Raw genomic sequence first — 25,587 nt, 5'->3', positions numbered from 1 at the left:
TTCTTCAACTGAACTGACCAGATCAGGCCTTCTTGCCGTGGAAACCACGGATGGCGCCGATGATCTTGTCCTGATCGGCTTCCGAGAGATACGGATGCATCGGCAGGCTCAGAATGCGCGATGGCAGGGCTTCCGAAACCGGCAGACCGCCCGGCGCAATCGGATAGTGCTTATACGCCGTCTGCTGGTGCAGCGGCTTCACATAATAGATCACCGACGGCACGCCCTCGGCCTGAAGATGCGCCTTCAGCCCGTCGCGGTTCTCGCTTTCGATGGAATATTGGGCCCAGGCGGAACGGTTACCGGCAGGCAAGGCCGGAACCTTAACCACATCCTTCAGCGCTTCGTTGTAACGCTTCGCGATACGGTCGCGCGCTTCCATTTCGTCTTCTAGGATTGCAAGCTTTTCCAGAAGAACAGCGGCCTGGATCGTGTCGAGGCGCGAGTTGAGGCCAATGCGAACATTGTCATATTGCGTTTCGCCCTTGCCGTGGAACAGCACGGAGCGCAGCGTGTCAGCAAGCTCGGCATCGTTGGTGAACATTGCACCGCCGTCGCCATAGCAGCCAAGCGGCTTGGCCGGATAGAAGCTGGTCGCACCGACATGACCGAAAGCACCGCACATGACGTTGTCGCGCTTGCCGCCGATGGACTGCGCGGCGTCTTCGATGATGAACAGGCCTTCGCGCTCTGCAATCGCGGTGATGCGGTTATAGTCGGCAGCAAGGCCGAACAGATCGACCGGAATGATTGCCTTCGGCTGCAGGCGGCCTTCCTTGCGGATAGCGGCAACGGCGGCTTCAAGCTGTTCGACATTCATATTGTAGCTGGTCGCGTCGACATCGACGAAAACCGGCTCTGCCCCGACAAGCGCCACAACTTCAGCCGTCGCGGCGAAGGTGAAGGACGGAACGAAAACTGCATCGCCGGGACCGATGCCGCGTGCCATCAGAGGCATCTGCAGGGCGTCGGTGCCGTTGGCGCAGGCGATCACATGTTCGACGCCCAGATATTCACCGAGTTTTTTCTCCAACTCTGCCACTTCAGGCCCGAGTATATAGCGGCCTTCCGCAACAACCTTGGAAATGGCGGCATTGAGACGGTCTTCGATACGCGCGCGCTGCGCTCCAAGATCAATAAACTGCATGTTGGCTCCATAGAGTTGGCCTCGCACGAACCACGTGCGAATCCTTGGCACCTATTTATTCGCTTGCGCCCCGCCCTGCCATGGCCGGGGCGTTCAAAGTTTTGCGAATGCTGTAACACCACTTGACGAAACGGAAGCTCCGTCTGCGGACAATCTTACTTGTTATGCTTCACGGAGCCTTCGGTCAGAATCCGCAGAACATCGATCGCTTCCTTGCCATCGGTCCGCGGCGTCTCGCGCGTTTCGATGCAATGCATGAAATGCTGCAGCTCGCGGGTCAGCGGCATGCCTTCCTCAACCGGTATATAGATCGGGTCTACGAACTTGAAAGCCCACTGATCATTTTCCCGCCAGACTTCGTGCTTGTAGAGAGCAAGCTTGCGGTCCCACGGTTCGCCATCATCGAAAACGGCCATGCCCTTGGTTCCGGTCACACTGAGGCGACGCTCGCGATATGCATTGAGCCGTGAGGCAAAAAGATGTCCGCGAATGCCGCTCGGAAACTCCATGTGCACATGCGCGAAATCGTTCAGATGATCGATGATGGCCGTACCTTCGCCGCGAATGGCGCTTGGCTCTTCGCCGGTGATGGCGAGAATCATCGACAGGTCGTGCGGCGCGAGATCCCACAGCGCATCGAACTGTGCGTGGAACTTGCCGAGACCGACGCGATGCGAATGCACATAGCGGATTTCGCCGAGCTCACCGCTCTTGACCATGTCGAGAAGCTTCTCGAAAGCCGGATGGAAACGCAGAACGTGCCCGACCATGAAGATGCGGCCGTTATCGCGCGCAGCTTTCACTTCCGCTTCCGCCGATGCGACATCGAGCGCAATGGGCTTTTCGACGAGAACGTCCTTGCCGTTCTTCACAGCTTCGGTCGCATATTGCGCGTGGAACTGTGCAGGCAGGGCCAGAACGATAGCGTCGACGTCAGGACGGGTGAACAATTCATCGACCGGAACATTGGGAACGCCGAATTCGGAAGCGAATCGTTCGGCATTTGCCGGATTGGCGTCGGAGACTGCCTGAAGGGCACCGAGGCTCTTCAGGGTACGAATATGGTTGCCGCCCCAATAGCCGCAACCCAAAACCGCAATACGAGGTGCCATGAAACTATGCCTTTGCTTATGCACAGTTCCTTATCGGTGCAAATGATGGAAAACAAGACGAAACCTGTACGAAGAGTGCTTGACAGGTTTTCATTCCCCACATATACCGCCGCCATTCCTTGCAGGAACAATGCTTTGTCCCACCGGAAACGGTGATGATAAAAAATTCTGCAAAGCGACGCGTGGCGGAGTAGCTCAGTAGGTTAGAGCAGAGGAATCATAATCCTTGTGTCGGGGGTTCGAATCCCTCCTCCGCTACCATCGTCTCCTTCCAGCCGATTGAATCGAATATCTGGTCACACACTACTGCTGCCGCCATCTGTAAAGCACTTTACGGACAGATGTGGGGATGAGCGCTTGGTAGAAATTTCTAGCCTGATCTGTGAAACGTCCGACTGCAGCCGTCGATCCATTTATAGAAGCAAGCAGATCATTCGTTGCATCAAGCCGGTTTCCAACGGAAACAGAGCTTTCCTGAACATCCCTGCGAACATCTCTTAAGCCCGCTTCAACATCACCAAGGCGCGCCAGAAAAACATCTTGATAATTGTTCTCTTGATGCTGGCCCAACTCAGTGGCAATCGCATGCCATTTTCTTTTCTCGCTGGTCACGACCAGTTCTTCGATCCAATGCGCCGATGCCAGATGGCATTCTGACGTATTAAGCGGCGCATGGTCTTCAACGGCTTTCTGATAAATTCGCACATATTCGTCGATATAAGCATCAAGCCCAGCGACTGATCGCATATAGAGCATCACCCCGTGTGCGTCATCTGCACCATATTCGGATATGGCTCGCGTCACATTTTCAATCGTTGTTGGCTCGGACAAGAGCCCAACACCCAAATTCCAATCCCGCCAGCGCTTCATATTCTCGGTCGAAAGACGACCTGCAAAGCCCCTCGCGTCACAGATAATCACGCTACAGCCCACTGCCGCCGCTTCGATTGCCATTCTCGCGGTTGCAAAAACGATGTCGTAATTCACGAGATCTTTTTCGATTTCACCAGAGATCTTACCAGTCGCGGGGCCCATCTCGTCCAACGTGACATTCATAATCTCACAGGCTTGTCGCACCGCCTGCTGATGTTCGCGGTTTTTGGTGAGTAACAGACCCCGCACGGGCTTTGCCGGGAGAGGCTGTCGCGGCTTGAAGCGTTTTAAATCCACCGCGTTGTGAATGATGCTCAAACGATCCGATGGAACGCCGCGTGATAGACTTTTCGCCCGGCACGCCTCATCAACCGCCACCCATTGACGAATTTGCGGATGAAGCATCGGCGCCTCAACCTCAAAAAACGAGCTGTGGCACGTAAACACGATAGGCACATCGGGAAATCGCGCCATGGCGATCAGCGTCGGCGTCAAATGATGGGCATGAATAACATCAGGCTTCTCAGTGATTTCGGCAATACGATCATGGACTTTATGGCCTCTCGCGCGCATTCCTTGCGCAAGACCGCCCAGCGTGGGCGCAAAAACCGCCACGTCATGGCCCGCCTGACGCAAACCATCTGCTAACAAGGCAGACACAGTTTCCGTGCCCGAATTCGAGTGGATGAACAGATTTGTGATAAGAACGCGCACTCTGGAAAGCCCTTGCAATTTATAGTTAGTGTGCGAAGGATTATCGTATATACGACGCAGAGGCCACATGCCCCAACCGACACTGAACATCCTGATTCTGGCACATCCGGGCCATGAACTTAGAATTCACCATTGGTTAGAGCTTAACCGGCCGACGGTATATTTATTGACGGATGGATCAGGCGGCAAGCTATCATCCAGAACCCACTATTCCAGAGCTATTATTGAAAACGCAGGCGGGTTACCCGGTGCTGTCTTCGGCACAATAACGGACAAGGAATGGTACAGCGCGATATTGGGCTGCCAAAGCGCTCTCTTCACAACAATGCTCGACACAATTCTCGATGACATTCCTCTGGACCGGCCTGTACGGATTATTTCCGATGCTTTGGATGGCTACAATCCGATGCACGATATGGCCTGGGCATTCGGCAAAATGGTTCAGCATCGTCTTGCTGTATCGCAAATTTCAGCTCGGCATCTTTGTTCGGCGGCAACCACAAATGTTGCAGGAAAAACTGAAGTCGTGCTTCAGCTGGATTCAGGCGCGCGGAGCAGAAAAATTGGCGCCGTCGAAAAATATACGCCTTTGGCAGAAGAAGCGCAGAGAATTTTGGCGTGTGACCCGACAGCCTTCGATCAGGAAACTCTCATTTCGCAAGATTTTGATTGGCAGAATGATTACTCGCCACATTGGGAAGCCATCGGACAAAGCCGCGTCCAAAGCGGGCTTTACTCCGAGTGCATCACCTATAGCGGACATATCCGTCCGATCTGGAAGCAGCTGTTCTCTGAAACCTGTGCTCGTTCATCCCCTACCATGGGCTAATTCTTCAAACTCTCGTCGAAGATGAAGGCCGGGCCGACGACGCGAACCGCTCGGTCCGTCAATGGCGCAAAGGCTGCCGTGGCGACCGCATCGACCGTATCGGCATTGCGCGCGGGACGATTGTCCGGCATCGGCATGACCACATTTCGCATGGCCTTGACGGATCGATTGCTGGCGCGCAGCTCGCTCACCTTGGCGACATAGCCCGCCCAGTCGCATTTCTGGAAATCGCCGCCGCCTTGATAATTATAGGCTGTCGGCAGATCGACATAGGATTTGCCGCTGGTGGTGGAGATCATATCCGCCGTTTCGCCATTCGGGTCGCTCAAAACATAAAGATCGACATTTTGGTCCTGGCAAATGAACCGGCACTGAGCGAGTGTTTCCGGGGTGCTGCCCGTCTTATCGAACTGCGAATGCGGCGCGGGGAACAGATAACCGTCCGAAAGGCGAACGCAATAGGTCAGCGCACCCTTGCCGCCCCAGGACGGCACGGACTGACCATCTGTTTTCGCGGTTACAGTCGCCGCCTTGGGCCGATCAAGCCTGGTGGTCTGCGCGGCTGACGATGTGTCGGAGCAGGCCCGAGAGGCGAGCCCCGCCGAAATCTGTCGCTGCACTTCTGCGATGCGCACCGACAGGTCACGGCAGGCATTGAATAATCCGCCGCCACTATCCCCCTTGCAGCCACGCCCCCTCTCCATGGCGCGCAAGGCCGTGAGCTGTCGCTGCGCCATGAGTTCGGAAGCACTGGCAGCCTGCGAGCAGGCCGCCGACGCCAGTTGCGGATAGATAAGAAAGCCAATCAAGAGAAGCAGGGTGAATGTTTTTGTCACAACAACACCTTCAAGCCTTCGGTCTTAGACGAGCGCATAATCTGACCAGAATGGATTGAGCGCCGATCAGATTATGCTTCAAACAAGAAAGTTCAGAGCGCCTACCGCGTGGACAGGAGATGCAGAGGCACGTCGATTGGGGTGGACGAGTGCGTTGCACTCAATACTTCATCAGGGTCCATGTCCGAGAGCAGTGCTGCGAGCGCCAGACGTAGATAAAGGGGGGCGTCGGGACGTTCGATTGCCTTCAATGCGACCCGCGATATGCCGAGCGCGTAAGCCAGTTCCTGTTCGGACGTATTCAGAGATGCACAAATTTTCGCAAGTTTATCATATGCGCGTCTGCCCATTATCCTATTTCCTCTCCCTGAAATGACCAGGACAGCGCCGTCAGCCGTCCTTAGAGCGTCTTGGCGCACATCTTGTCCGAAAACCGTTTCACACTTTTCGGGATGTGCTCTAAAATTACCATTTTACATTCAGTCCAATATTGCCTTCCCAGATACGCGCTCGCTCCCCTCCGAGGTTGGTCGTGTAGTCGGCTGTCGCAAAAAGACTGGCCTTTTCCGTAATGTCGACAGTCACCCCGCCGCCCACTTCCAGCGAGGTTCCCTTCAAATTCGTGGTGATAGGATCGGTGCCAAAGATGACGACCTGATCCGATGAAAAATTCTGCCAGAGATTGGCCTTCAGATAGGGGCGCAGCTTGCCGAACGACGTGTCTTGCATGCCCTGCAACCGCATGCCGACACGGCCGGTCCATGCATTGTCGCTATCAAATGTGACTGTGGAATAGCTGTCTGCCTGATCATCGAGCGACAGATGCTGCCAGATCAGTTGCGCCTGTGGCTCCAGCGTCCAGTTTCCGCCCAGCGCTACCGGATAGCCGCCTTCCAGCGAGGCCGTCACACCATGACCGCCGACATCAATGCTTTGCTGCGCGTTGGAGCTGACGCTGCCGTCGAACCATGTCCCCATCAACACGGCATCGAGATACCAGCCCTGCGGACCGATATGCGTCCAGTAACCGCCGAAGCTGGTGCCCGAAACGTCCATATCGCCAACTGCAAGATCGTTCCAGCCAAGCGCCTGACCGGTAATGTCGCCCGTGGCGCGCGCATAACCGAAGAAGACGCCGAAGCGGTCGAAATGGCCGCTGGCCGATTCATAACCGAACAGATCCTGCCCGGCCTGAACACCAAGGAGACTGCCATCGACACCGGGCGCAACCGTACCCTTCCACTTCATGTCGACATCCTGCCCGAAAACCCGAACCCAGCTTGATGGCAGATAGCCGCCGCTTTCGAGCAGGTCCTGTTCGCCCCGGCGCTCATGGAACGTGCCAAGTGTGGTCAGCGCCAGATGATGCGCGACCGGCGGCAGCGCGGAATAGACCGGCACTTCTTCGCGGTAGAGATTGATGACATCGCCTTCAACCGGCGTCGCATCCGCAGAAGGCGGGGCAACACCCGGAGCGGGAAGCGGCACTGGCGTTGGCACCACAGGTGCGGTCGGCGTAATTCCCTGCACGATTGTCGAGCGCAGATACCAGTTTTCAGCCGTATTGGCAGAGACCCCGCCCTTGAACAGGTAATATTGGTAAGCACCCGCCGCGAGAGGCTCGTTCAGCGCAAAGGCGCCCGCAGTCGTGGTTGCCCCATTGAGCGCCTGTACCACCATAATCCCATCGGTAGCGGTCCTTGCGCCCGCGCCGCCGACATTATTCACCTCGATTGTGGTGTTACCGGAAGCGGCGCCACTGTCGATCACCAGCTTGTCGGAGGGCGAGCCGTCGCCTGCCAGCACCGTGTCAATGAGCAACAAACCGTTCTGTCCAGCATAGTTGCCTGTGATTGTAAGACTGTCGGTTGTGCTGGAGCCACCACTTGTCAAATCGATGCGGCCCGCATTGACCACACTGGCCAGTTGGCCCGCCGTGAACGGTACGATGCTCGATTGTGCAGCGCCGCCCAGAATAGTGCTTGTCGCATCGATATTGAGCGCGCCGGTGCCCGTGCCGCTGTCGCCCAGCGTAAACGGCGCATCGAAGGTCATGCGCGTATTGTTGGTGAGATTGACCGTTTCCCAACTGTCGAAGCGGCTGACCTGGCCTGCCACAACATTGTCGAATGTCAGGCTGTCGATCCCCACACCGCCCGTGATGCGCGGTGTTGCGCCGATATTGGCATCGGTCAGATTGGCGAGCACTGCAACGTCGTCGTCCCCGCCGAGATCGACAAAGCCATTCACGACGCCGCCGCCGTTCCAGGTGAACTGATCATTGCCGACGCTCATGAGAACATTGCCGCCAATCGTGCCGCCGGTGATCGTCACACTGTCCGCGCCACCGCTGACGCTGATATTGCCGCCAATGCTGCCGTTGGAAATGATGATCGTATCAGTGTCGAAGCCCGTCACCAAATTGCGGTCGATGATACCGCCCGACATATTGAAGTAGTTCTTGTCGAGCTTCATATCGACGCGACCGATCTGACCGCCGGTCATGACGGCGTAGTCGCCATCTTCAAAGGCGTCGACAATCCGCCCGCCCGACATGAAAAACGTGTCGCGCGCGTCACCCTGATTGAGTGATCCGATCTGGCCCCCAGTCATCTGGAAATCGTCGATACCCGCGCCCTGCTGGACATTACCCGTCACCGAGCCGCCGGTAATGACAAAGGCATCCGCGCCGCTTCCCTGATCGACATTGCCGATAATCGATCCGGAATGCACCTCGATGCGGTCCGTCCCGGCACCAAAGGTCACATTGCCGTTGACCGTGCCGGTGCCGCCTTCCGGCAGCAGGAGCGTGTTGTTGCCCGTTGTGTCGGTCAACCCGCCTGCGGACGCGCCGCTATCGCAGATGAAAACATCGTCGCCAGCTGTCGGTGAAAACGAACATGCAGCCTGGGCGCTACCAGTGTGCAGAAGCACAACGCCAACCGTGAAAAGCGCTGTCGTGGAAAGTAATTGGGCGGCCGTCAACCCGCGAACACCAGAATGCATCTAAACCCCTCAGTTCATTGCATTGGAAGCTCTCAGGCCATTAAGAAACTAATTTATTTTGATGAGCAATACTTAAATTCACAGTAGATCAAGCCAGATGTTTATAACAGATAAACAGATATTAGATTAAACTATTTAACAACATGAAAACTATTGATTTCTTTCAATAAATAACGGTGCCATCAGAAATTTACCATAAGCGATCAATACAGATCGTTGCGCATAAAAATTCCTCAACGGGCAATATCAGCCCTCCGGCTCTGCTCAACCGTAGTGATAGAGCCAGATTCGAATGCAATTCAAACCGTCAGCAATTCAAGATTTAGAAAGTCATTTCGCCGGTTGAATTACTAAAAGAGCAGTTCATCATAGAGAGCTTGATTGCTGAATTGAGGAGGAAACACATGGAACAGTCTGCGGGTGGCTGCCTGTGCGGCAATGTCCGGTTTGTGACCCGAGGACGTCCCTATCGGGTTGGCCTCTGCCACTGTCTCGACTGTCGCAAACATCACGGAGCGCTGTTTCACGCATCGGCGATATTTCCCGAAAATGCTGTGACGGTTAGTGGCGAGACGCGTGACTATGCTGGACGGCATTTCTGCCCGCGCTGCGGTTCCACAGTCTTTGGCCGTTCTGGCGATGAGATCGAGGTCAATCTGGGCTCACTGGACGCCACTGATCAATTCGTGCCGACCTACGAGCTTTGGACGATCCGCCGCGAGAGCTGGTTGCCGCCCTTTCCGCTCAAAAACCACTATGAACGTGACCGCGAGAATACGGGCCGCTCCGAGGAATAGAGCACGGATGCGGCAAAGCTGCGCTGGATAAGCGGAAGGCGAGCGCCTATATCCGGGCTGGAACAACCCTGAAAGCCTCGCCATGACCCTGCTCATCAACCAGCCGCATCCATCGATAGACCCCGCTTCCATTCAGGAACTGGTGACCACATTCTATGGACGGGCACGGGAGGATGAGCTGCTCGGGCCTATTTTTGCGGAGGCCGTGCATGACTGGGATCATCATATTGCGCAGATTGCGCAATTCTGGTCGTCGGTCATCTTGAGGACCGGCGGTTATGACGGGCGGCCCATGGCGCCGCATCTGAAGCTCAATCTGAAGGGCGAGCACTTCGACCGCTGGCTTGCCTTGTTCGAGCAAACCGCACGCGAGATTTATCCTGCGGAAGCGGCGATCATTTTCATCGACCGCGCTAGGCGTATCGCCGACAGTTTTGAGATGGCCATTGCAACGCAAGCGGGGCGTATCGCCGCCCCGCGTCATGCGCGCCGTCCGCTTTAATCAATCGGCCTATCAGGCGGCAGGCTTCGACTTATCCGCTTCCAGCTGCTTTTCGTGACGCAGCAGCATGCCGAAGAGATCGCGCGGCTCATCCGGATCGGCCAGCAGGTCGAGCTGTTCGTAAAGGCCAGTATCCTTCAGCTTATCGCGCACATAACGCAGCGCCGAAAAATCTTCCGTTGCAAAGCCGACGGAATCAAACAGCGTGATCTGGCGTGCGTCCTTGCGGCCTTCCGCCTTGCCAGCAATGACTTCCCACAGCTCGTTGACCGGATAGTCTTCCGGCAGCTGCTGGATTTCACCTTCAATCCGGGTCTGCGGCGGATATTCGACAAAAATGTCGGAGCGGCGCAGAATATCGCCGTGCAATTCAGTCTTGCCCGGGCAATCGCCGCCGACCGCATTGATATGGACGCCAGCGCCAACCGTGTTATCGGTCAGGATGGTGGCGTTGGCCTTGTCAGCCGTCACAGTCGTGATGATGTCTGCACCTTCGACCACTTCCTCAACCGACTTGCAGGCGACGATGTCGAAGCCTGCATGGGCAAGGTTGCGCATGCATTTTGCGGTCGCTTCCGGGTCGAGATCGTAAAGGCGAAGCTTGTTCACGCCGAGCAGCGCCTTGAACGCCATGGCCTGAAATTCGCTCTGCGCGCCATTGCCGATGATCGCCATCGTACGGGCATTCTTCGGCGCTAGATATTTGGCGGCAACGGCAGAAGTGGCAGCCGTGCGCAGCGCCGTCAGGATGGTCATTTCGGTCAGGAGCATCGGATAGCCGCTGCCGACATCAGCCAGAACGCCAAAAGCCGTGACGGTTTGAAGACCCTCACGCGTGTTCTTCGGGTGACCGTTGACATATTTGAAGCCATAGAGCGTGCCGTCGCTCGTCGGCATCAGTTCGATCACGCCTTCGCGGGAGTGGGACGCAACACGCGGGGTCTTGTCGAAATTTTCCCAGCGACGGAAATCCTCTTCCACGTAATCTGCGAGTTCCTTCAGGAAGGTCTCGACGCCGATGGAAAGCACCAGCTTCATCATGTTGTCGACACTGACGAAGGGGACGATGTTGAGGTTCGGCTGGGTCATTCAAATTCTCCTTAAACACGCTCCGAAAGACTGAAACGACCTTCGGAACGCATTGCGTATTGATACAATGATCGGAGCGTCATTCTGTTGCCTCGGGCCGCAGCAACGGCACGCGCAGACAGATGATGCGCCTTAATAGCTGATCGTCGGGCGATCCATGACGCTGCGGCCCAGAAGGCTCGCCATCAGGTCGACCATGACGGTGGCAGTGCGGCCACGTTCATCAAGGAACGGGTTCAGCTCGACCAGATCGAGGCTCGTGACCAAGGCGCTGTCATGCAGCATTTCCATGATGAGATGCGCCTCGCGGAAGGTCGCGCCGCCCGGAACCGTGGTGCCGACAGCTGGTGCAACCGATGGATCGAGGAAATCGACGTCGAGGCTGACATGGAGAAGGCCGTCTTCCGCTTTCACGCGGTCGAGGAAACGGCGCAGCAGGGCGGCCACACCGTGCTCGTCGATCATGCGCATGTCGAAAACCGAGACCTTGGTCTTCTGGATGGCCAGACGTTCCGCCGGATCGACGCTTCGGATACCGAGCATGCAGACATTATGCGGATCGATGGCTGCTTCCAGCTTTGGGAAATAGCCTTCAAAGCCCTTCTGCCCGGTGTAATACGCAACCGGCGTTCCATGCAGATTACCGCTGGTTGTGGTTTCCAGCGTGTGGAAATCCGTATGCGCATCGAGCCAGAGCACGAACTGCTTGCGGCCCTTTGCGACGGCGCGGCGCGCAATGCCCGGAACCGTTCCAGCGGCCAGAAGATGATCGCCGCCGAGGAAAATCGGAAAACCCTCTTCGCTCTCGCGGAAAGCCGCGTCGCTGATCGCCTCAATCCAGGCGACCGCGCTTGGCAGCGCCTTGATCGCCGGGTTCGGATGTTCCTGCGGGGCCTTTGCAGCCAGAGCGGGACTGGGAACCAGATTGCCGAGATCCGTAAAGCCGTGACCAAGCTCGCGGATGGCATCCGCAATGCCTGCGGCGCGGTAGGAATCGGGACCCATATTGCAGCCTGCGCGGCCAGTGCCTTCCTGAACGGGTAGTCCCAAAATCTTGCAATGCATTAAACAAGGTTCCTTCTGATTATTGCCCCAAGATTCATCATTTTTATTTGGCGATGTGAACCAACCGGATTGGCAATTTTATCGGTTTGGTTTATCAGAATGTCGGATTGGCTTTTCAAATTGGAGAAACTATGGACGATCTGGATGAAAAGCTGATTACGCTTTTGCGCCATAATGGCCGCCGCAGCATATCCGACATTGCGATAGATCTTGGCGTTTCCCGCGCGACGATACGTGCGCGCATGGAGCGGCTGGAACGTTCAGGCGATATTCTGGGCTATACGGTTATTCTGCGCTCGGACGCTGTTGACCTGCCGGTGCGCGGCATCATGATGATCGAAATCGAGGGCCATGTCGCCGACCGCGTGGTCAAGGCGCTGGGCGGTTTCTCGGAAATTTCCGCGGTCCACACCACCAATGGTCGTTTCGATCTGGTGGTTGAATTGGGGGCCGCCACCCTCACCGACTTCGATGCGGTACTGCGCCGTATCCGCCTTGTGCCCGGCATCAAGGCCAGCGAAACGAACCTGCTGCTTGCGACCCCGCGTTCGACGCGCGCCAGGCTCTGACCATTCTTCCCACATTGGCAAAGAAAAAGCCCGGTCTCGCGACCGGGCTTTTCTGTTTTCAATATCAGGCGAGCACCGGATAATCCGTATAGCCCTTGGCGCCGCCGCCATACATGTTCTGCTGGTCCAGCTCGTTGAGCGGCGCATTTTCCTTCAGACGACGCACGAGGTCCGGATTGGAAATGAACGGCTTGCCGAAAGCCACCAGATCAGCGCGACCGCTGGCGATTTCTTCCTCGGCCAGTTCGCGGTCATAGCCATTATTGACCATCCAGGCCGCATCACCGCCAGCGTCGCGATAGACCTGCTTCAGGTGAGCATAGTCGAAAGGCTGCGGGCCCTGCTGAAAGTCGCGCGGACCGCCGGTTGCGCCTTCGATAATATGGACATAGGCAAGGCCGTAAGCGGCAAGCTTGTCGATGACATAATCGAACAATGGCTGCGGATCGGAATCAGACGCATCATTGGCGGGCGTGACCGGCGAAAGGCGGATACCGACCTTGCCTGCATCCACCGTCTTGGTGATCGCATCGACCACTTCGAACAGGAAGCGCGCGCGGTTTTCAATCGAGCCGCCATATTCGTCGGTGCGCTGATTGCTGCCCGAACGCAGGAACTGGTCGATCAGATAGCCATTGGCCGCATGAATTTCGACACCGTCAAAACCGGCAACGTCAATCGCATCCTTGGCAGCCTTGGCATAAGTGGCGACGATGTCTGCAATCTCGCTCTTTTCCAGCGCGCGCGGCTCGGAGGTCGGCGCGAATTCGCCGGTGCCATCGGGATGAACCAGATAGGTCTTCGACTTGGCGATAATCGCCGAAGGGGCGACCGGCTTGCCGCCATTCGGCTGCAAGGTGTTGTGGGAAATACGGCCCACATGCCACATCTGCACGACAATCTTGCCGCCGGCCGTGTGCACGGCATCGGTCACGCGCTTCCAGCCAGCGAGCTGCTCGGCCGAATAAAGGCCCGGAACATCGGCATAGCCCTGTCCCTGATGGCTGATTGGCGTTGCCTCGGTGATGATGAGGCCAGCGCTGGCGCGCTGCTCGTAATAGGTGACGTTGAGATCGTTCGGCACGGCGCGTGGCGAGCGATTGCGCGTCAGCGGCGCCATCACAACGCGATTGGCAAGCTTCAGATCACCAACGGTGACAGGATCAAACAAGGTGGCCATAGTGCATTTCCTTCAAGTTGGAAAAGTTGGGCAAGTTGGAAAAGTTGGGCAAACGGGAAGAACTGGTCAAAGACCGGATAGCGACGCGATGAAGGCGGCAATCGCCTCTTCGTCGCGTTTGTAGAACGTCCATTGGCCGACACGATGGGGCGTTATCAGCCCCGCTTTTGTCAGTACGGACAAATGAGCTGAAACGGTGGACTGGGAAAGACCGCACCGTTCGAACTGGCCCGCGCACACGCCCATCTCCAAAGACATGTGCTGAGCGGAGAAGTGTTTCTCCGGCTCTTTGAGCCAGCTCAAAATTTCGAGACGCACCGGATTGCCAAGTGCCTTGAATATCTCATCCAAGGGTATCGCCGAGACTGCGGCTTGAACGTCCGACATTGCAATCACCTCGCTGATCTAATGCATATCGTCATTTCACGATATAGATATCGCTGAAAGCCGATTTAAAAAGAGGCGCGACGTTCACATGCGCGTGAACAAGAGAAACCCGCCTCGAGGGCGGGTTTCGGAATAGCGACCAATTCCGGTCAGTCCATAAGCTTCTGCATCAGATAGACCCATTGCAAAATATTAGAATCCGTATTCTCCCATGACGTTTTCACGGCGCTGTGGCCGCCGTCATCGCTCTCGAAGAACAGATTGGGTATCCCCATGGCGTCCATCCTTGCCGCCATCTTGCGGGCATGACCAGGGTGAACGCGATCATCGGCCTGCGATGTTATAAAGAACGGTTCGGGATAGTGCGTTCCCGGTTTCAGATTGTGATAAGGCGAAATCGAGCGCAGAAACGCTCCTTCGACCGGGTCCGCCGGATCGCCATATTCACTTATCCACGATGCCCCTGCCGACAGTACGTTATAACGCACCATGTCGAGCAATGGTACCGATACGACGACAGCGTTCCAAAGCTCCGGTCGCTGGACCAATTGCACACCCGCCATAAGACCGCCATTCGAGCCGCCAGAAACACCAAGCCGTCGCGGTGAAGTGATCTTTCTCGCGATCAGATCTTCAGCCACGGCCTGAACGTCGTCATAGACACGTTGTCTGTTGGTCTTCAGCCCTGCACGATGCCATTTGGCGCCAAACTCGCCGCCGCCGCGAATATTTGGCAGAACATAAACCCCACCCCTTTCGAGCCACATCTTGCCGACGGTTCCGAGGTAGTGAGGCGTCAATGAAATTTCGAACCCCCCATAGGCTGTAATCAGCGTGGGATTGGAGCCATCGAGAGGAATGCCTTTTTTGGACACCATGAAATAGGGAATCTTTGTTCCGTCTTTCGATGACACCCAGTTTTGGGTGACCTGCATATCGCTGGCATCGAAATCGGCATGCTCCGTCTGCAGAAGCTTTACGTCCATCGAAGCCGCATCCGCCCAATAAAGCGTTGTCGGCTCGAGGAAACCTTCAACCGTCAGGAATAATTCATCGGATCCACCATCCGTACTTAATAGAGTGACCGATGCATTCTTCGGTAGCTGGAATTGTTGCGAATGCCACGCGCCTTTTTCGAATTGAAGAGAATAGAGTTGCCCCACCACATCCGACAGAACTTCAATGAGCAGGCGATTCTCGGTGCTCGATACGTTACCGATTGCCTGATGTTCCGACGGCACAAATACTTTCACCGGCTCTATCTTTTCCGGGTGATCGACATTCGCCGCCAGATCGAACGATACGATGCTGTCAGCGACGTAAGTTGTGCCGCTCGCGCTCTTCCAGTCTTCCTTCAAGCGATAAATCAGCTGTCCTTGGAAAAGTTCGACGAACTGCGACGTGACTGGCAACGGAAATATTGCCTTTTTACCGTTATAAATAAACTGAGATAGTATTTCGTCTCCGCTCAATACGCGATTATTCATTTGTACAACAGGGACATCGGTCTCACCCCAAAACATTTCGGCATAAGCTGAAATATCCGTCTTTTCTCCGCGGAAAATCTCCCGCGCCTCTCCCAGCGACTGCCCGCGCTGCAAAACCTTCGTTATATAGCCATAACCGGAACTGGCCACATCGCCCTGATCCCATTCACGGGATACATAGACCGTGTTCAGGTCCTCTCCCCAACTGACGATCTGCTTGGCTTCAGGCAACTTGAAACCGGACGGCAGAAATTTCCCAGTCGCCCTGTCGAACTCGCGAACCGTCACCGCATCCTTGCCGCCGTCCGAAAAGGACAGCAAACACCTGTCCTCATGCAAGGGATGGCACAATGCCCCGGCAAACGTCCAGTTACGCCCTTCTTTGGCGGCCAGAGCGTCAATGTCGAGTATGGTGCGCCAGCTATATTTTCCTTTAAAATAATCGTCTTGGCTGGTCGTCCGCCATAGTCCGCGCAGATTGACGTCATCCATCCAGAAGTTTCGGAGCTCGCCCGTCTTGCCGAAAGCAGGATAAGCGATACGTGTCGCATCCGCAGCAGACGCCTTCGACAAGCCCTCGAATTCCGCATATCGCGGATCCGTCCTGAGCCTCTGAAGCGTCGCTTCGTTCTTGGCGGCAACCCAATTCAATGCCTCTGGCCCTTGTACATCTTCCAGATAGGTGTTTTCGTCGTTCGCTTGAACACCTTCAAAAGGCAAAGACGACGCTCCACTCCAGGCAATTGTAGATAAAATAATTCCTGAGGAAATTATAAGTATTTTTAACAAAAAATCACCATAATATAAAATTAAACATAAAGTATATTTAAACAATACAGAAAATGGCAATATAATGTCAAAAATAAATAATAACTAATATATGCCCTTAATAAAGAACTCTCCTTTCCTGTGGACCACTACCTCGCCTTGATTGCGCCGAACGGACATCCGACTATGTTCGCTGCAAATATTTGAGATTGGAATGAAGATGGCGAACGACAGCAAGCGCATTGCCGGAATTATCGCGGCGGAAATCAACGCAAAGCCGGAGCAGGCACTGGCCGCCATCGGCTTGCTGGATGAAGGTTCGACCGTGCCTTTCGTCGCACGCTACCGCAAGGAAGTCACCGGCGGGCTCGACGATACGCAACTGCGTCAGCTCTCCGAACGCCTCGCTTATCTGCGTGAGCTTGAAGCGCGCCGCACATCCATACTGGAATCGATCCGCGGCCAGGAAAAGCTGACGCCCGAACTGGAATTGAAGATCGCCAATGTCCAGACCAAGGCCGAACTGGAAGATCTTTATCTGCCCTATAAGCCGAAGCGCCGCACCCGTGCGGAAATCGCCCGTGAGCGCGGCCTTGGACCTCTGGCCGAGGCGATCCTCACCGACCGCCGCCTTGTGCCTGCCGAGATCGCCGCGTCTTACGTCACCGGCGAAGTCGCCGATGTGAAAGCAGCACTCGATGGCGCGCGCGACATCATCGCCGAAGGCTTTGCGGAAAATGCCGAGCTGATCGGCAATCTGCGTAACTATCTGAAAGACCGTGCAGTGCTGCGTTCACGCGTTGTCGACGGCAAGCAGGAAGCAGGCGCGAAATTCTCGGATTATTTCGATCATTTCGAACGCTGGGCCAATGTCGCCGGTCACCGTGCGCTTGCCATGCTGCGCGGACGCAACGAGGATTTTCTGTCGCTCGACATCGAAATCGATGCCGATGACACCTCCCCCGTGAAACCGGTCGAGCGCAAGATCGCCGCCGCCTATGCAATCGGCGGCACGCTGCCGGGCGACCGCTGGCTGATGGAAGTGGCGGGCTGGGCATGGCGCGTGAAGCTTTCGCTCTCACTGTCTCTCGACCTGATGCGTGACCTGCGCGAGCGTGCCGAAGAAGAAGCGATCAATGTTTTCGCCCGCAATCTGAAAGACCTGTTGCTGGCCGCACCTGCCGGTTCGCGTGCCACGATGGGCCTCGACCCGGGCATCCGCACCGGCGTCAAGGTGGCAGTGGTCGATGGCACGGGCAAGCTGCTCGACACGACCACGGTCTACCCCTTCCCGCCGAAAAATGATGTGCGCGGCACACAGGCTGAACTCGCCAGCCTTGTTCGCAAGCACAAGATTGAACTCATCGCGATCGGCAACGGCACCGGTAGCCGCGAGACGGAACGTCTCGTCGTAGACATGCTGTCGGACATGCCAGCGCCAAAACCGCTGAAAGTCATCGTGTCGGAAGCGGGCGCTTCGGTCTATTCGGCATCGGCAGCTGCCGCCTCGGAATTTCCGCAGCTGGACGTTTCGCTGCGCGGTGCGGTTTCCATTGCACGCCGCTTGCAGGACCCGCTGGCCGAACTCGTCAAGATCGAGCCTAAATCCATCGGCGTCGGCCAGTATCAGCATGACGTCGATCAGATACGCCTTGCCCGCGCACTCGATGCCGTGGTGGAAGACGCTGTGAATGCGGTCGGCGTCGATCTCAACACGGCCTCCGCCTCGCTGCTTGCCCGCGTGTCGGGGCTTGGCACATCCATCGCCGAGGCCATTGTGGCCCATCGCGATGCCGAAGGCGCCTTCAAAAACCGCAAGGAACTGCTCAAAGTCGCGCGTCTTGGCAACCGCACTTTCGAGCAATGCGCGGGCTTCCTGCGCATTCCGAACGGGAGCGAGCCGCTCGACGCTTCATCGGTTCACCCGGAGGCCTATGGCGTGGCGAAGAAGATCGTTGCCGCATGCGGTCGCGATGTGCGCTCGTTGATGGGCGACAGCGTGGCGCTGAAAAGCCTCGACCCGCGGGTTTTCGTGGATGAACGCTTCGGCCTACCGACCGTGCGCGACATCATTGCCGAGCTGGACAAGCCCGGCCGCGATCCGCGTCCGGAATTCAAGACCGCAACCTTCGCCGATGGTATCGACGACATCAAGGACCTGAAGCCCGGCATGATGCTGGAAGGCACCGTGACCAATGTGGCTGCCTTCGGCGCTTTCGTGGATATCGGCGTGCATCAGGACGGTCTTGTCCACGTCTCGCAGCTTGCAGACCGCTTCATCAAGGACCCGCATGAAGTGGTGAAAGCGGGCGATGTGGTGAAGGTGCGTGTGGTGGAAGTGGATGTGCCGCGCAAGCGTATCGGTCTTTCCATGCGCAAAGATGGTGGCGAAGCCCCTGCTCCGCGCAACAATGCGCAACGCGATCCAAGGCCTGCCAAAAACTTCACGCCGCAGCGCAAGCAGGAACAGCCTTCAACGGGCGGTTTCGGCGCTGCACTGCTGGAAGCGATGAAGAAGAAATAAGAACCAGACGGCCTTCACCACCCGCGTGAAGGCCGTTCAGTTTTGCACCTGCGGCATCGGGCGTTTTGCCTGCCCCGCAAACCGGCGGCCAACGGCAATCATCGGCTTTTCGACAAAACGATAGGTCAGGCTGGAAACGGCAAAGGCAGCCACCACGCAGAGCACCATCGTTATCAGGTCACTCCACAAGCCGGTCGGCGGCAGGAACAGAAAGATCGTCCAGAACACCGGCACGTGAAAGAGATAGATTGAATAGCTGATCTCGCCCGTCGCTGCCAAAATTTCGGATTTCGGGCGCATGGTCCAGAGTGACAGCAGAAAAACCGCATAGGCCGCAATATAGGCCGCGATGACCGGAAACTTGCCGACGATGAAGAATGTGTCGTTCCGGGCCAGCGAGAAATCACCAATCGAACCGATAATGCTCATCTGCACGACGGCCAGCACCAGCGCGGTCCAGACCGCATGCGGCGCCTTTTCGATAACGGCGAGACGCAAAAGCAAGCCGCAAAAGAGAAACGACAAATGCAGCCCGATATAGATCACCGGCAAATTGATGCCGAACGAGCGCAGCATGAATGGCACGCCGGTGGAAGCCGCCAGCAACAGCCCGGCAGCCAAGATCATCAGCGGTTGACGCAAGATACCCGCCATGAAAGCCAGCGCGATCAGGATATAGAAGGCAAGCTCGATGAAGAGCGTCCAGTACACACCCGACAGCCAGGGCTGGCCGAACATATTTGCCGCCATGGTCACATTGGCGGCCAGCGTTTTCAGCTCCGGACTGTCACCCGTGAACGTCAGATAGGCCCACATGCAAGCCAGTGACAGCCAGAAAGCCGGATAAAGGCGGAAGAAGCGCCCGATGGCAAACCGCCGGATCGGATGCTCGCCCTTATTGCCGCTCCTGATGCTGAACGGCACGACGAAACCGCTGATCAGAAAGAACAGAACCACGCCGAAACGGCCAAAGTCGAAGCTTGTGACCAAGGACATAAATATGCCGAATAACGGCGTGTCCTTATAGGTCGCGTGATGCAGTATATCGGCGAAGAAGTGATGAAACACAACTGATGTTGCGGCTATCGCACGCAAGCCATCAATATTGGAAAAACGGGCTGCCGCCATCTCCCCTCCAGCAAAAATATTAGCCGGAGCTTATATGGCAACCTCGCTTCTCACAAGAAGACTTACATGTTTTGGTTAGTGTCAGATTTTATTGCCGATTGGAAAGCCGGTTGAAGCTTTTCTCACCGGCATATCTTCGGTCGGGATGATCCAGCCGCCGCAGATCGCGATGCGTACCTCGTCGCCCTCTTCCAGCCGAACCGGATCGCGCACTTCAAAGTGCAGCGCAATTTCCGGCTTGTTGATGACTTCGGCCTCAATGCGCGAACCGCCGCCGCGATAGACGGAACGCTTCACGCGGACCGGAATTCCACCGGTTTCGGTGAGTTTCAGATCGGCAGCCCGCACGCAGAGCTGTGCATTGGCGCGCGGCATTTCAATGCCCGAACACCGCACCTGCGCGCGGCTGCCCAGCACCAGCGCTTCGCAATGGCCCGCTTGCGCAAAAGACACGACTTCGGCAGGCAGAACCATGCCATGGGCGATGAAGGAGGCCACCATTTCACTGGCAGGTTCTTCATAGAGCTTTCGCGGCGTATCGAACTGCTGAAGCTTGCCGTGATCCAGCACCGCGATGCGATCGGCGAGCGCCATGGCTTCCGCCTGATCATGGGTGATGTAGATGATCGTCGTGCCGGTGCGCTTGTGGAAGGCGGCGAATTCGTCTTCCATCGAGGCGCGCAGATGCACGTCAAGATTGGCGAGCGGCTCATCAAACAGCACCAGCGACGGCGCCGCCACCAGACAGCGGGCGAGCGCCACGCGCTGGCGTTGCCCGCCGGAGAGGTTGGCGGGACGACGATCACCGAAACCGTCGAGATCGACCAGCGCCAGCGCTTCTTGCACCCGGCGTTCCCGCTCGGCCCTGGCGACCTTGGCCACGCGCAGACTGTAGCCGACATTTTCCGCCACGGTCATATGCGGCCAGAGCGCATAATTCTGGAAGACGATGCCGACCTGTCGCTTTTCCGGCGGCACGTTGCCGCTTACATGGGAGACGCGCTTATCGCCGATGTTGATTTCACCGCCGTCAACTTCCTCGAAACCCGCAATCATGCGCAGAAGCGTGGTCTTGCCGCAGCCGGAAGGTCCGAGAATGGCAACGAACTCGCCGTCATTCACATCCAGTGTCACGCCGGACAGCGCCTGAAACCCGTTGAACGTCTTGGATACCTGGTCGATCTTCAGTCGCGCCATGGCAGGACTCCGTTTGGAAGACGCCGCGCAAACAGATTTGTTGCAAGCATCAGCATGAATGTCACCGCAACGGCCACAATGGATAAGGCAGCCGCATAGGCGGAATCACCCGCCTGTTCGAAAGAAAACATCACCACACCCAGCGTTTCCGATCCCGACGCCCAGAGAAGCGCCGAAACCGTCAGCTCGCAAAACGCGGTCATGAAGATGAGCACGCCGCCAGCAAGCGTCGCCGGTGCGACAAGAGGAAATATAATCGTGCGCAGCCGATAGAAAAGCCCTGCGCCCGCAATGCGTGCCGCTTCCTCCATCGCCCGGTCGATCTGGTGCAGACCAGCAACCGTTGGCCGCAGCGCCAGCACGAAGAACCGCGCGAGATAGGCGAACAGGATGATCCAGAGCGTGTTGTACAGGCTGACGCCGATCACAGGCAGCGGTTTCAGGAACAGCAGCAGACAGGCAATCGCCAGCACGACGCCGGGAAGAGCATAGGGCAGCTCGGCTGCGAAATTGAGCACCGGGGTCCAGCGCCGCTTCCGCCAGGCCAGCATATAGGCGAGCGGCACGGCGATCAAAACGGCAAAAAGTGCTGCAATCAGCGACAACAGGATGCTGTTGCCGAAGGCGCGCGCCGCGCCGCCATGCTCCATGAGCACGAAGCGGAAATTTTCGAATGTCGCGGTGGCGAAGGTCAGAGGCACACCATAGGCCGGAACCAGCGCCGAAAGCGTCAACCCGATCAATGGCAGTGCGAGCACGACGACAATCATCAGCCATGCCACAACTTCGGCCAGCAGACGCCACGGGCCGAGCGCGAAAGGTGCTGCGGGCAGCGATGTGGAAACGATGCGGAAATCGCGCCTGCGCGACGCATAATCCTGCGCTGCGATGCCCGCCATGGCGATCAGCCCGATCAGCACCGACAGAACCGCGACGCTTGACAGGACCGATGGACCGCCACCGGCAAGACGCTGATAGATCAGCGTCGGCAGGACGAGATAATTCGACGGAATGCCCAGAAAGGCCGGAATGCCGAAATTGCCGACGCAGGACACAAAGGCCAGAGCGGCGGCGCCGATGATCGATGGCGTCATCAGCGGCAATATGATGGTGCGCAGCACGGTCCATTTGCTCGCACCTGCGCTCAAACCGGCCTCGACCAGTTCACGCGGCAGTTTGCGCAAGCCTGCCCGCACGATGAGGAAAACCAGCGGCCCATATTGCACGCCGAGCAGAAAGATAATGCCCCAAACGGAATAGAGCGGATTGCGGCTGCCAAGTGGCGGAGCCATGCCGAGGAGTTTCAGAAACTGGCTCGACGGCCCGAACAGCTGGAGCCAGGCCAGCGCCGTTACCTGCGGTGCGATCAACAGCGGCGTTACATAGAAAAGTACGAAGACATTGCGCCCGCGCATATTGGTGAGACCCACCAGCAAGGCCGCGGCAATGCCGAAGGCAAGTGCCAGCAATGTGCCGCCAATGCCGATTTGCAGGGAATGCCACGTTGCAATCCATGTCGACTGGCTGCCCAGCGTCTCAACCAGAACCGATGTCGAAAACTGCCCCTGCGGCGCAACAAGCTCCACCAGCAGCCTGCCCATCGGCAGAAGCGACAGAACCGCCACGATCAGTGTTACGCCAACAATCAGGGCCGCATCGCGGCCCTGAAGGTCTTTCATGATACGCATCGAAATGCCTTATCCGCCAAACAGCTCGGAGAACTGCTTCTTGTCGGCATCAGTCTGATCGAGAACCTTCTGGGTGTCGATAGACATGATGTTGATCTTGGTGCCTTCCGGCAGCCAGGCAGGACGGCCAACGCCTTCCTTGGCAGGCAGATAGCCCTGATCCAGCGCCAGCTTCTGACCATTGTCGGAGAGGATGAAGTCAACGAACTTCTTGGCGCCATCGACATTCTTTGCAGTGGCCATGATGGCGACCGGCTCGGTCACGGCAGGCACGCCTTCCGACGGGAACACAAACTCGACCGGCGAGCCCTTGGCCTTGGCGTTGAGCGCCATGAAGTCGACGAGGATGCCGTAAGGCTTTTCACCGCTGGCAACAGACTTCAGCACAGCGCCGTTGCCCTTCACGCTTGCTAGTTCATTGGCCTTGAGATTCTTGAAGTAATCCCAGCCCAGATCCTTGTTGAGTGCAAAACCGCTCAGCAGGTAAGCCGCTGCGCCCGAATAAAGCGGGCTCGGCATGACCACCTGGCCCTTATAATCAGCCTTGGCGAGATCGGCCCAATGTTCCGGCTTCTGCGACGCGCCGGTATTATAGGCAATGCCGGTGGTGATCAGCTTGGAACCGAAATAGGTCTTGTCGGCGTCATAGGCGTCGGCTGCAAAACCATCGAGCTTTGCTTCCGGATAGGCGAGCAGGCGCTTGTCCTTCTTCAGGCCTTCCATGGTCACCGCATCGGCAATCAGCAGCACGTCTGGCTGCGGCGCACCGGCGGAAAATTCAGCGGCAAGCTTGGTGAGGAGTTCGCTGGTGCCGGAGCGGAAAATCTGCACTTCCGTTTCCGGGTTGGCCTTGCGGAAAGCCTCGACGGTCTTGGTCGCATCCGCTTCTGGCTGCGAGGTATAAAGCGTCAGCGTGTCGGCCTGTGCCACAGCGATGGATAGAGCAAGAAGCGCAGGTACGGCAACGGCCCGCTTCAGCATCTTGTTCATGGGGTTTGCTCCTCGAATTTCGGTGTAATGCTCGCCAGCATGGCCGGCAATGCCAGCGCAGCCCTGCCGCGTGCGAACTGATAGCGCGCAGATACTGTTATGGCGATAGGCACGATCATTTCCATTCATGGTGCACCTGTCAAACATCCTGCGTCGTAAATTCGAAGCGGTGGAACCGCTCCAGTTATTTGTCTTTACGCATTATCCGACGCAAAACCGCTTCGCACTTTTGCTGGAAATGCTTGGATGCAAAAAGCCTTCCGGCGGAATCGCGTCCATCGGAAGGCTTATAAGGCATTGAATGTTCATGCCTATCAGCGATCCGCATCTCTCCAACTTGGAGACGATGCGCATCGCAATAGAGGATTTGCGCTGCGGTTTTATGACAAGCCGCAGGGGCGCAAAAAATCAGATTACCATTTCCGCCACATGGGCGATCTGCGCGCCCGCTTCGTAGTAAGCTTCGCGAACACCACGGAAGTTTTGCGCCTTCGGATCGCTGACCGGCAGCGGCAGATCGTCTTCCTTGATTTCGCCCGAAACGAGCTGCGACAGGATCTTGCCGAACACGGTGCCCGGGACAATGCCGCGACCATTATAGCCGGAGAAGCCGACCACATTGCGGGCCAGACGATGGAACTTCGGCAGGCTGTCATTGGTCATGCCGATCTTACCATACCATTCCGCTTCGAACTCGACATTGCCGATCTGCGGGAACAGGCGCTTGAGCGACTTCTTCGCCCAGGCCTTGTGTACGGAAGCGCCTGTATTGCGCAAGGCACCGACGCTGCCGAACACCAGACGACCCTGTTGGTCGAAACGGAAGGACGACAGAACTTCCTTCGTGTCCCAAGCGCCCTGACGTTCCGGCAGAATGCTCTTTTTCAGATTGTCGGAGAGCGGCGTGGTTGCAAAATTGAAATAGGGCAGATGTACCAGTTCGGCGCGGACTTCTGCCCATGGCGCATTGGTATAGGCATTGGTGGCGACGACCACCCAGTCAGCCGTGACCGAACCCTTGGCGGTTTTGACGGTCCACTTGCCGTTCTGCTCGCTGGCGCCGACCACCGGGCTGCCCGTGAAAATCTGTGCGCCTGCGCCAACTGCCGCATGGGCCAGACCGCGCACATAGGCCAGCGGCTGGATCGTACCGGCGCGCAGATCGAGCAGCGAACCCGCATAGGCCTTGGTGCCGACCTTGGCTTCCGTTTCCCTGGCGTCGAGCAGTTTCACATTGGCGCCACGACGTGCCCATTGCTCACAGCGGTCTTCCAGTTCCTTCAGGCCCTTCGCGCCCACGGCGCAATGCAGCGTGCCCTGCTTTTCGACTTCGCAGGCAATCTTGTTTTTCTCGATGATTTCGAAAACCAGCTTCGGTCCATTGCCCAGAACATCGAGCAGACGCGCACCGTATTTTTCGCCGAGAACACCCGGCAGATCATCGGGCATCACCCACATGCCGGCGTTGACCAGACCCACATTGCGACCCGAACCGCCAAAGCCGATCTCAATACCTTCAAGGACGATCGCCTTCACGCCCTTTTCCGCCAGATGCAAAGCCGTGGAAAGACCGGAGAAACCGCCGCCCACAATCACCACGTCCGCCGTCATGTCACCTTGCAGCGACGTGGTCTTCGGAGCAGCCGGAGCGGTCTTTTCCCAAAGACCATGAGAGCGCGGATCGTTCAACATTGAGAGC

Annotated in this window: 22 protein-coding genes and 1 tRNA gene; 6 read left to right on the top strand and 17 right to left on the bottom strand. The window is 56.9% G+C overall.

Going from position 1 to position 25,587, the window contains the following annotated elements:
* Positions 1-22: 22 nt before the first annotated feature.
* Both FHW03_RS12395 and FHW03_RS12390 read right to left on the bottom strand, forming a co-directional pair.
* Positions 23-1,147, bottom strand: a complete 1,125-nt coding sequence (locus FHW03_RS12395) for a DegT/DnrJ/EryC1/StrS aminotransferase family protein (protein WP_182520923.1) — start codon at positions 1,145-1,147, stop codon at positions 23-25.
* A 155-nt stretch (positions 1,148-1,302) separates the two neighbouring features.
* Entirely contained in the window at positions 1,303-2,259 is a 957-nt protein-coding gene (locus FHW03_RS12390; protein WP_182520922.1) for a Gfo/Idh/MocA family protein, read from the bottom strand.
* Between the two features lie 184 nt (positions 2,260-2,443).
* Between FHW03_RS12390 and FHW03_RS12385 the strand changes: the two genes are divergently transcribed.
* Positions 2,444-2,520 (top strand) — tRNA-Met (locus FHW03_RS12385).
* Between the two features lie 42 nt (positions 2,521-2,562).
* On the opposite strand, the gene FHW03_RS12380 is transcribed toward FHW03_RS12385, so the two are convergent.
* Complete coding sequence (locus FHW03_RS12380; RefSeq protein WP_182520921.1) at positions 2,563-3,846, bottom strand: glycosyltransferase family 4 protein; 1,284 nt, start codon at positions 3,844-3,846, stop codon at positions 2,563-2,565.
* Positions 3,847-3,913: 67 nt separating this feature from the next.
* On the opposite strand from FHW03_RS12380, the gene FHW03_RS12375 reads away from it, so the two are divergent.
* Positions 3,914-4,675, top strand: coding sequence for a hypothetical protein (locus FHW03_RS12375; RefSeq protein WP_182520920.1), 762 nt, complete (start codon positions 3,914-3,916; stop codon positions 4,673-4,675).
* On the opposite strand, the gene FHW03_RS12370 is transcribed toward FHW03_RS12375, so the two are convergent.
* The 3 genes from FHW03_RS12370 to FHW03_RS12360 all read right to left on the bottom strand — a co-directional run bounded on the left by FHW03_RS12370 (position 4,672) and on the right by FHW03_RS12360 (position 8,517).
* Positions 4,672-5,511, bottom strand: coding sequence for a DUF2865 domain-containing protein (locus tag FHW03_RS12370; protein WP_182520919.1), 840 nt, complete (start codon positions 5,509-5,511; stop codon positions 4,672-4,674). The genes FHW03_RS12375 and FHW03_RS12370 overlap by 4 nt on opposite strands.
* A gap of 101 nt (positions 5,512-5,612) precedes the next feature.
* Entirely contained in the window at positions 5,613-5,861 is a 249-nt protein-coding gene (locus FHW03_RS12365) for a hypothetical protein (RefSeq protein ID WP_182520918.1), read from the bottom strand.
* A 115-nt stretch (positions 5,862-5,976) separates the two neighbouring features.
* Positions 5,977-8,517, bottom strand: coding sequence for an autotransporter outer membrane beta-barrel domain-containing protein (locus FHW03_RS12360; RefSeq protein ID WP_182520917.1), 2,541 nt, complete (start codon positions 8,515-8,517; stop codon positions 5,977-5,979).
* Between the two features lie 404 nt (positions 8,518-8,921).
* Between FHW03_RS12360 and FHW03_RS12355 the strand changes: the two genes are divergently transcribed.
* Both FHW03_RS12355 and FHW03_RS12350 read left to right on the top strand, forming a co-directional pair.
* Complete coding sequence (locus FHW03_RS12355) at positions 8,922-9,314, top strand: GFA family protein (protein WP_182520916.1); 393 nt, start codon at positions 8,922-8,924, stop codon at positions 9,312-9,314.
* An 82-nt stretch (positions 9,315-9,396) separates the two neighbouring features.
* A complete protein-coding gene (locus FHW03_RS12350; protein ID WP_182520915.1) occupies positions 9,397-9,816 on the top strand; it encodes a group III truncated hemoglobin in 420 nt (139 codons plus the stop codon).
* A 12-nt stretch (positions 9,817-9,828) separates the two neighbouring features.
* On the opposite strand, the gene FHW03_RS12345 is transcribed toward FHW03_RS12350, so the two are convergent.
* Both FHW03_RS12345 and rocF read right to left on the bottom strand, forming a co-directional pair.
* Entirely contained in the window at positions 9,829-10,905 is a 1,077-nt protein-coding gene (locus tag FHW03_RS12345; protein WP_078338812.1) for an ornithine cyclodeaminase, read from the bottom strand.
* 132 nt (positions 10,906-11,037) lie between these two features.
* A complete protein-coding gene (gene rocF / locus FHW03_RS12340; protein ID WP_182520914.1) occupies positions 11,038-11,970 on the bottom strand; it encodes an arginase in 933 nt (310 codons plus the stop codon).
* A gap of 131 nt (positions 11,971-12,101) precedes the next feature.
* Between rocF and FHW03_RS12335 the strand changes: the two genes are divergently transcribed.
* Entirely contained in the window at positions 12,102-12,539 is a 438-nt protein-coding gene (locus FHW03_RS12335; RefSeq protein WP_078338814.1) for an Lrp/AsnC family transcriptional regulator, read from the top strand.
* Between the two features lie 64 nt (positions 12,540-12,603).
* Here the strand turns inward: FHW03_RS12335 and FHW03_RS12330 are convergent, their stop codons facing one another.
* From FHW03_RS12330 to FHW03_RS12320, 3 genes are all read right to left on the bottom strand, one after another.
* Positions 12,604-13,719: an alkene reductase gene (locus FHW03_RS12330; RefSeq protein WP_182520913.1), complete on the bottom strand. Its 1,116-nt coding sequence runs from the start codon at positions 13,717-13,719 to the stop codon at positions 12,604-12,606.
* A 66-nt stretch (positions 13,720-13,785) separates the two neighbouring features.
* A complete protein-coding gene (locus FHW03_RS12325) occupies positions 13,786-14,106 on the bottom strand; it encodes a metalloregulator ArsR/SmtB family transcription factor (protein ID WP_182520912.1) in 321 nt (106 codons plus the stop codon).
* Positions 14,107-14,255: 149 nt separating this feature from the next.
* Positions 14,256-16,442, bottom strand: coding sequence for a prolyl oligopeptidase family serine peptidase (locus FHW03_RS12320; protein ID WP_182520911.1), 2,187 nt, complete (start codon positions 16,440-16,442; stop codon positions 14,256-14,258).
* A gap of 139 nt (positions 16,443-16,581) precedes the next feature.
* Here FHW03_RS12320 and FHW03_RS12315 point away from each other — a divergent pair, with 139 nt between their 5' ends.
* Positions 16,582-18,885, top strand: a complete 2,304-nt coding sequence (locus tag FHW03_RS12315; RefSeq protein ID WP_182520910.1) for a Tex family protein — start codon at positions 16,582-16,584, stop codon at positions 18,883-18,885.
* Between the two features lie 36 nt (positions 18,886-18,921).
* Here FHW03_RS12315 and FHW03_RS12310 read toward each other — a convergent pair whose 3' ends face one another.
* The 6 genes from FHW03_RS12310 to FHW03_RS12290 all read right to left on the bottom strand — a co-directional run bounded on the left by FHW03_RS12310 (position 18,922) and on the right by FHW03_RS12290 (position 25,580).
* Entirely contained in the window at positions 18,922-20,013 is a 1,092-nt protein-coding gene (locus tag FHW03_RS12310; RefSeq protein WP_182520909.1) for an acyltransferase, read from the bottom strand.
* An 81-nt stretch (positions 20,014-20,094) separates the two neighbouring features.
* Complete coding sequence (locus FHW03_RS12305) at positions 20,095-21,210, bottom strand: ABC transporter ATP-binding protein (protein WP_182520908.1); 1,116 nt, start codon at positions 21,208-21,210, stop codon at positions 20,095-20,097.
* Complete coding sequence (locus FHW03_RS12300; protein ID WP_182520907.1) at positions 21,198-22,898, bottom strand: iron ABC transporter permease; 1,701 nt, start codon at positions 22,896-22,898, stop codon at positions 21,198-21,200. Before FHW03_RS12300 ends, FHW03_RS12305 begins: the two co-directional genes overlap by 13 nt.
* Before the next feature lie 9 nt (positions 22,899-22,907).
* Positions 22,908-23,888, bottom strand: coding sequence for an ABC transporter substrate-binding protein (locus tag FHW03_RS12295; protein WP_182520906.1), 981 nt, complete (start codon positions 23,886-23,888; stop codon positions 22,908-22,910).
* Positions 23,885-24,013: a hypothetical protein gene (locus FHW03_RS26060; RefSeq protein WP_268898820.1), complete on the bottom strand. Its 129-nt coding sequence runs from the start codon at positions 24,011-24,013 to the stop codon at positions 23,885-23,887. Before FHW03_RS26060 ends, FHW03_RS12295 begins: the two co-directional genes overlap by 4 nt.
* A 283-nt stretch (positions 24,014-24,296) precedes the next feature.
* Positions 24,297-25,580 carry an FAD-binding oxidoreductase gene (locus tag FHW03_RS12290; RefSeq protein ID WP_182520905.1) on the bottom strand — a complete coding sequence of 428 codons (1,284 nt, stop codon included), beginning with the start codon at positions 25,578-25,580 and terminating at the stop codon, positions 24,297-24,299.
* Positions 25,581-25,587 lie beyond the last annotated feature (7 nt).

Origin of the sequence: Ochrobactrum sp. RH2CCR150 (assembly GCA_014138095.1) — a bacterium.
GTDB classification, from domain to species: Bacteria; Pseudomonadota; Alphaproteobacteria; order Rhizobiales; family Rhizobiaceae; genus Brucella; species Brucella gambitense.
Note: the sequence above shows the minus strand (reverse complement) of the source record. Positions and strands in the feature narration are given on the sequence as shown.

Excerpts from the sequence above, each read along its gene's own strand:
- FHW03_RS12360 (WP_182520917.1), bottom strand. The coding sequence starts at position 8,517 with ATGCATTCTGGTGTTCGCGGGTTGACGGCCGCCCAATTACTTTCCACG.
- FHW03_RS12375 (WP_182520920.1), top strand. The coding sequence starts at position 3,914 with ATGCCCCAACCGACACTGAACATCCTGATTCTGGCACATCCGGGCCAT.
- FHW03_RS12390 (WP_182520922.1), bottom strand. The coding sequence starts at position 2,259 with ATGGCACCTCGTATTGCGGTTTTGGGTTGCGGCTATTGGGGCGGCAAC.
- FHW03_RS12315 (WP_182520910.1), top strand. The coding sequence starts at position 16,582 with ATGGCGAACGACAGCAAGCGCATTGCCGGAATTATCGCGGCGGAAATC.
- rocF (WP_182520914.1), bottom strand. The coding sequence starts at position 11,970 with ATGCATTGCAAGATTTTGGGACTACCCGTTCAGGAAGGCACTGGCCGC.
- FHW03_RS12300 (WP_182520907.1), bottom strand. The coding sequence starts at position 22,898 with ATGCGTATCATGAAAGACCTTCAGGGCCGCGATGCGGCCCTGATTGTT.
- FHW03_RS12305 (WP_182520908.1), bottom strand. The coding sequence starts at position 21,210 with ATGGCGCGACTGAAGATCGACCAGGTATCCAAGACGTTCAACGGGTTT.
- FHW03_RS12290 (WP_182520905.1), bottom strand. The coding sequence starts at position 25,580 with ATGTTGAACGATCCGCGCTCTCATGGTCTTTGGGAAAAGACCGCTCCG.
- FHW03_RS12330 (WP_182520913.1), bottom strand. The coding sequence starts at position 13,719 with ATGGCCACCTTGTTTGATCCTGTCACCGTTGGTGATCTGAAGCTTGCC.
- FHW03_RS12350 (WP_182520915.1), top strand. The coding sequence starts at position 9,397 with ATGACCCTGCTCATCAACCAGCCGCATCCATCGATAGACCCCGCTTCC.
- FHW03_RS12325 (WP_182520912.1), bottom strand. The coding sequence starts at position 14,106 with ATGTCGGACGTTCAAGCCGCAGTCTCGGCGATACCCTTGGATGAGATA.
- FHW03_RS12335 (WP_078338814.1), top strand. The coding sequence starts at position 12,102 with ATGGACGATCTGGATGAAAAGCTGATTACGCTTTTGCGCCATAATGGC.
- FHW03_RS12365 (WP_182520918.1), bottom strand. The coding sequence starts at position 5,861 with ATGGGCAGACGCGCATATGATAAACTTGCGAAAATTTGTGCATCTCTG.
- FHW03_RS12345 (WP_078338812.1), bottom strand. The coding sequence starts at position 10,905 with ATGACCCAGCCGAACCTCAACATCGTCCCCTTCGTCAGTGTCGACAAC.
- FHW03_RS12310 (WP_182520909.1), bottom strand. The coding sequence starts at position 20,013 with ATGGCGGCAGCCCGTTTTTCCAATATTGATGGCTTGCGTGCGATAGCC.
- FHW03_RS12395 (WP_182520923.1), bottom strand. The coding sequence starts at position 1,147 with ATGCAGTTTATTGATCTTGGAGCGCAGCGCGCGCGTATCGAAGACCGT.
- FHW03_RS12355 (WP_182520916.1), top strand. The coding sequence starts at position 8,922 with ATGGAACAGTCTGCGGGTGGCTGCCTGTGCGGCAATGTCCGGTTTGTG.
- FHW03_RS26060 (WP_268898820.1), bottom strand. The coding sequence starts at position 24,013 with ATGGAAATGATCGTGCCTATCGCCATAACAGTATCTGCGCGCTATCAG.
- FHW03_RS12295 (WP_182520906.1), bottom strand. The coding sequence starts at position 23,888 with ATGAACAAGATGCTGAAGCGGGCCGTTGCCGTACCTGCGCTTCTTGCT.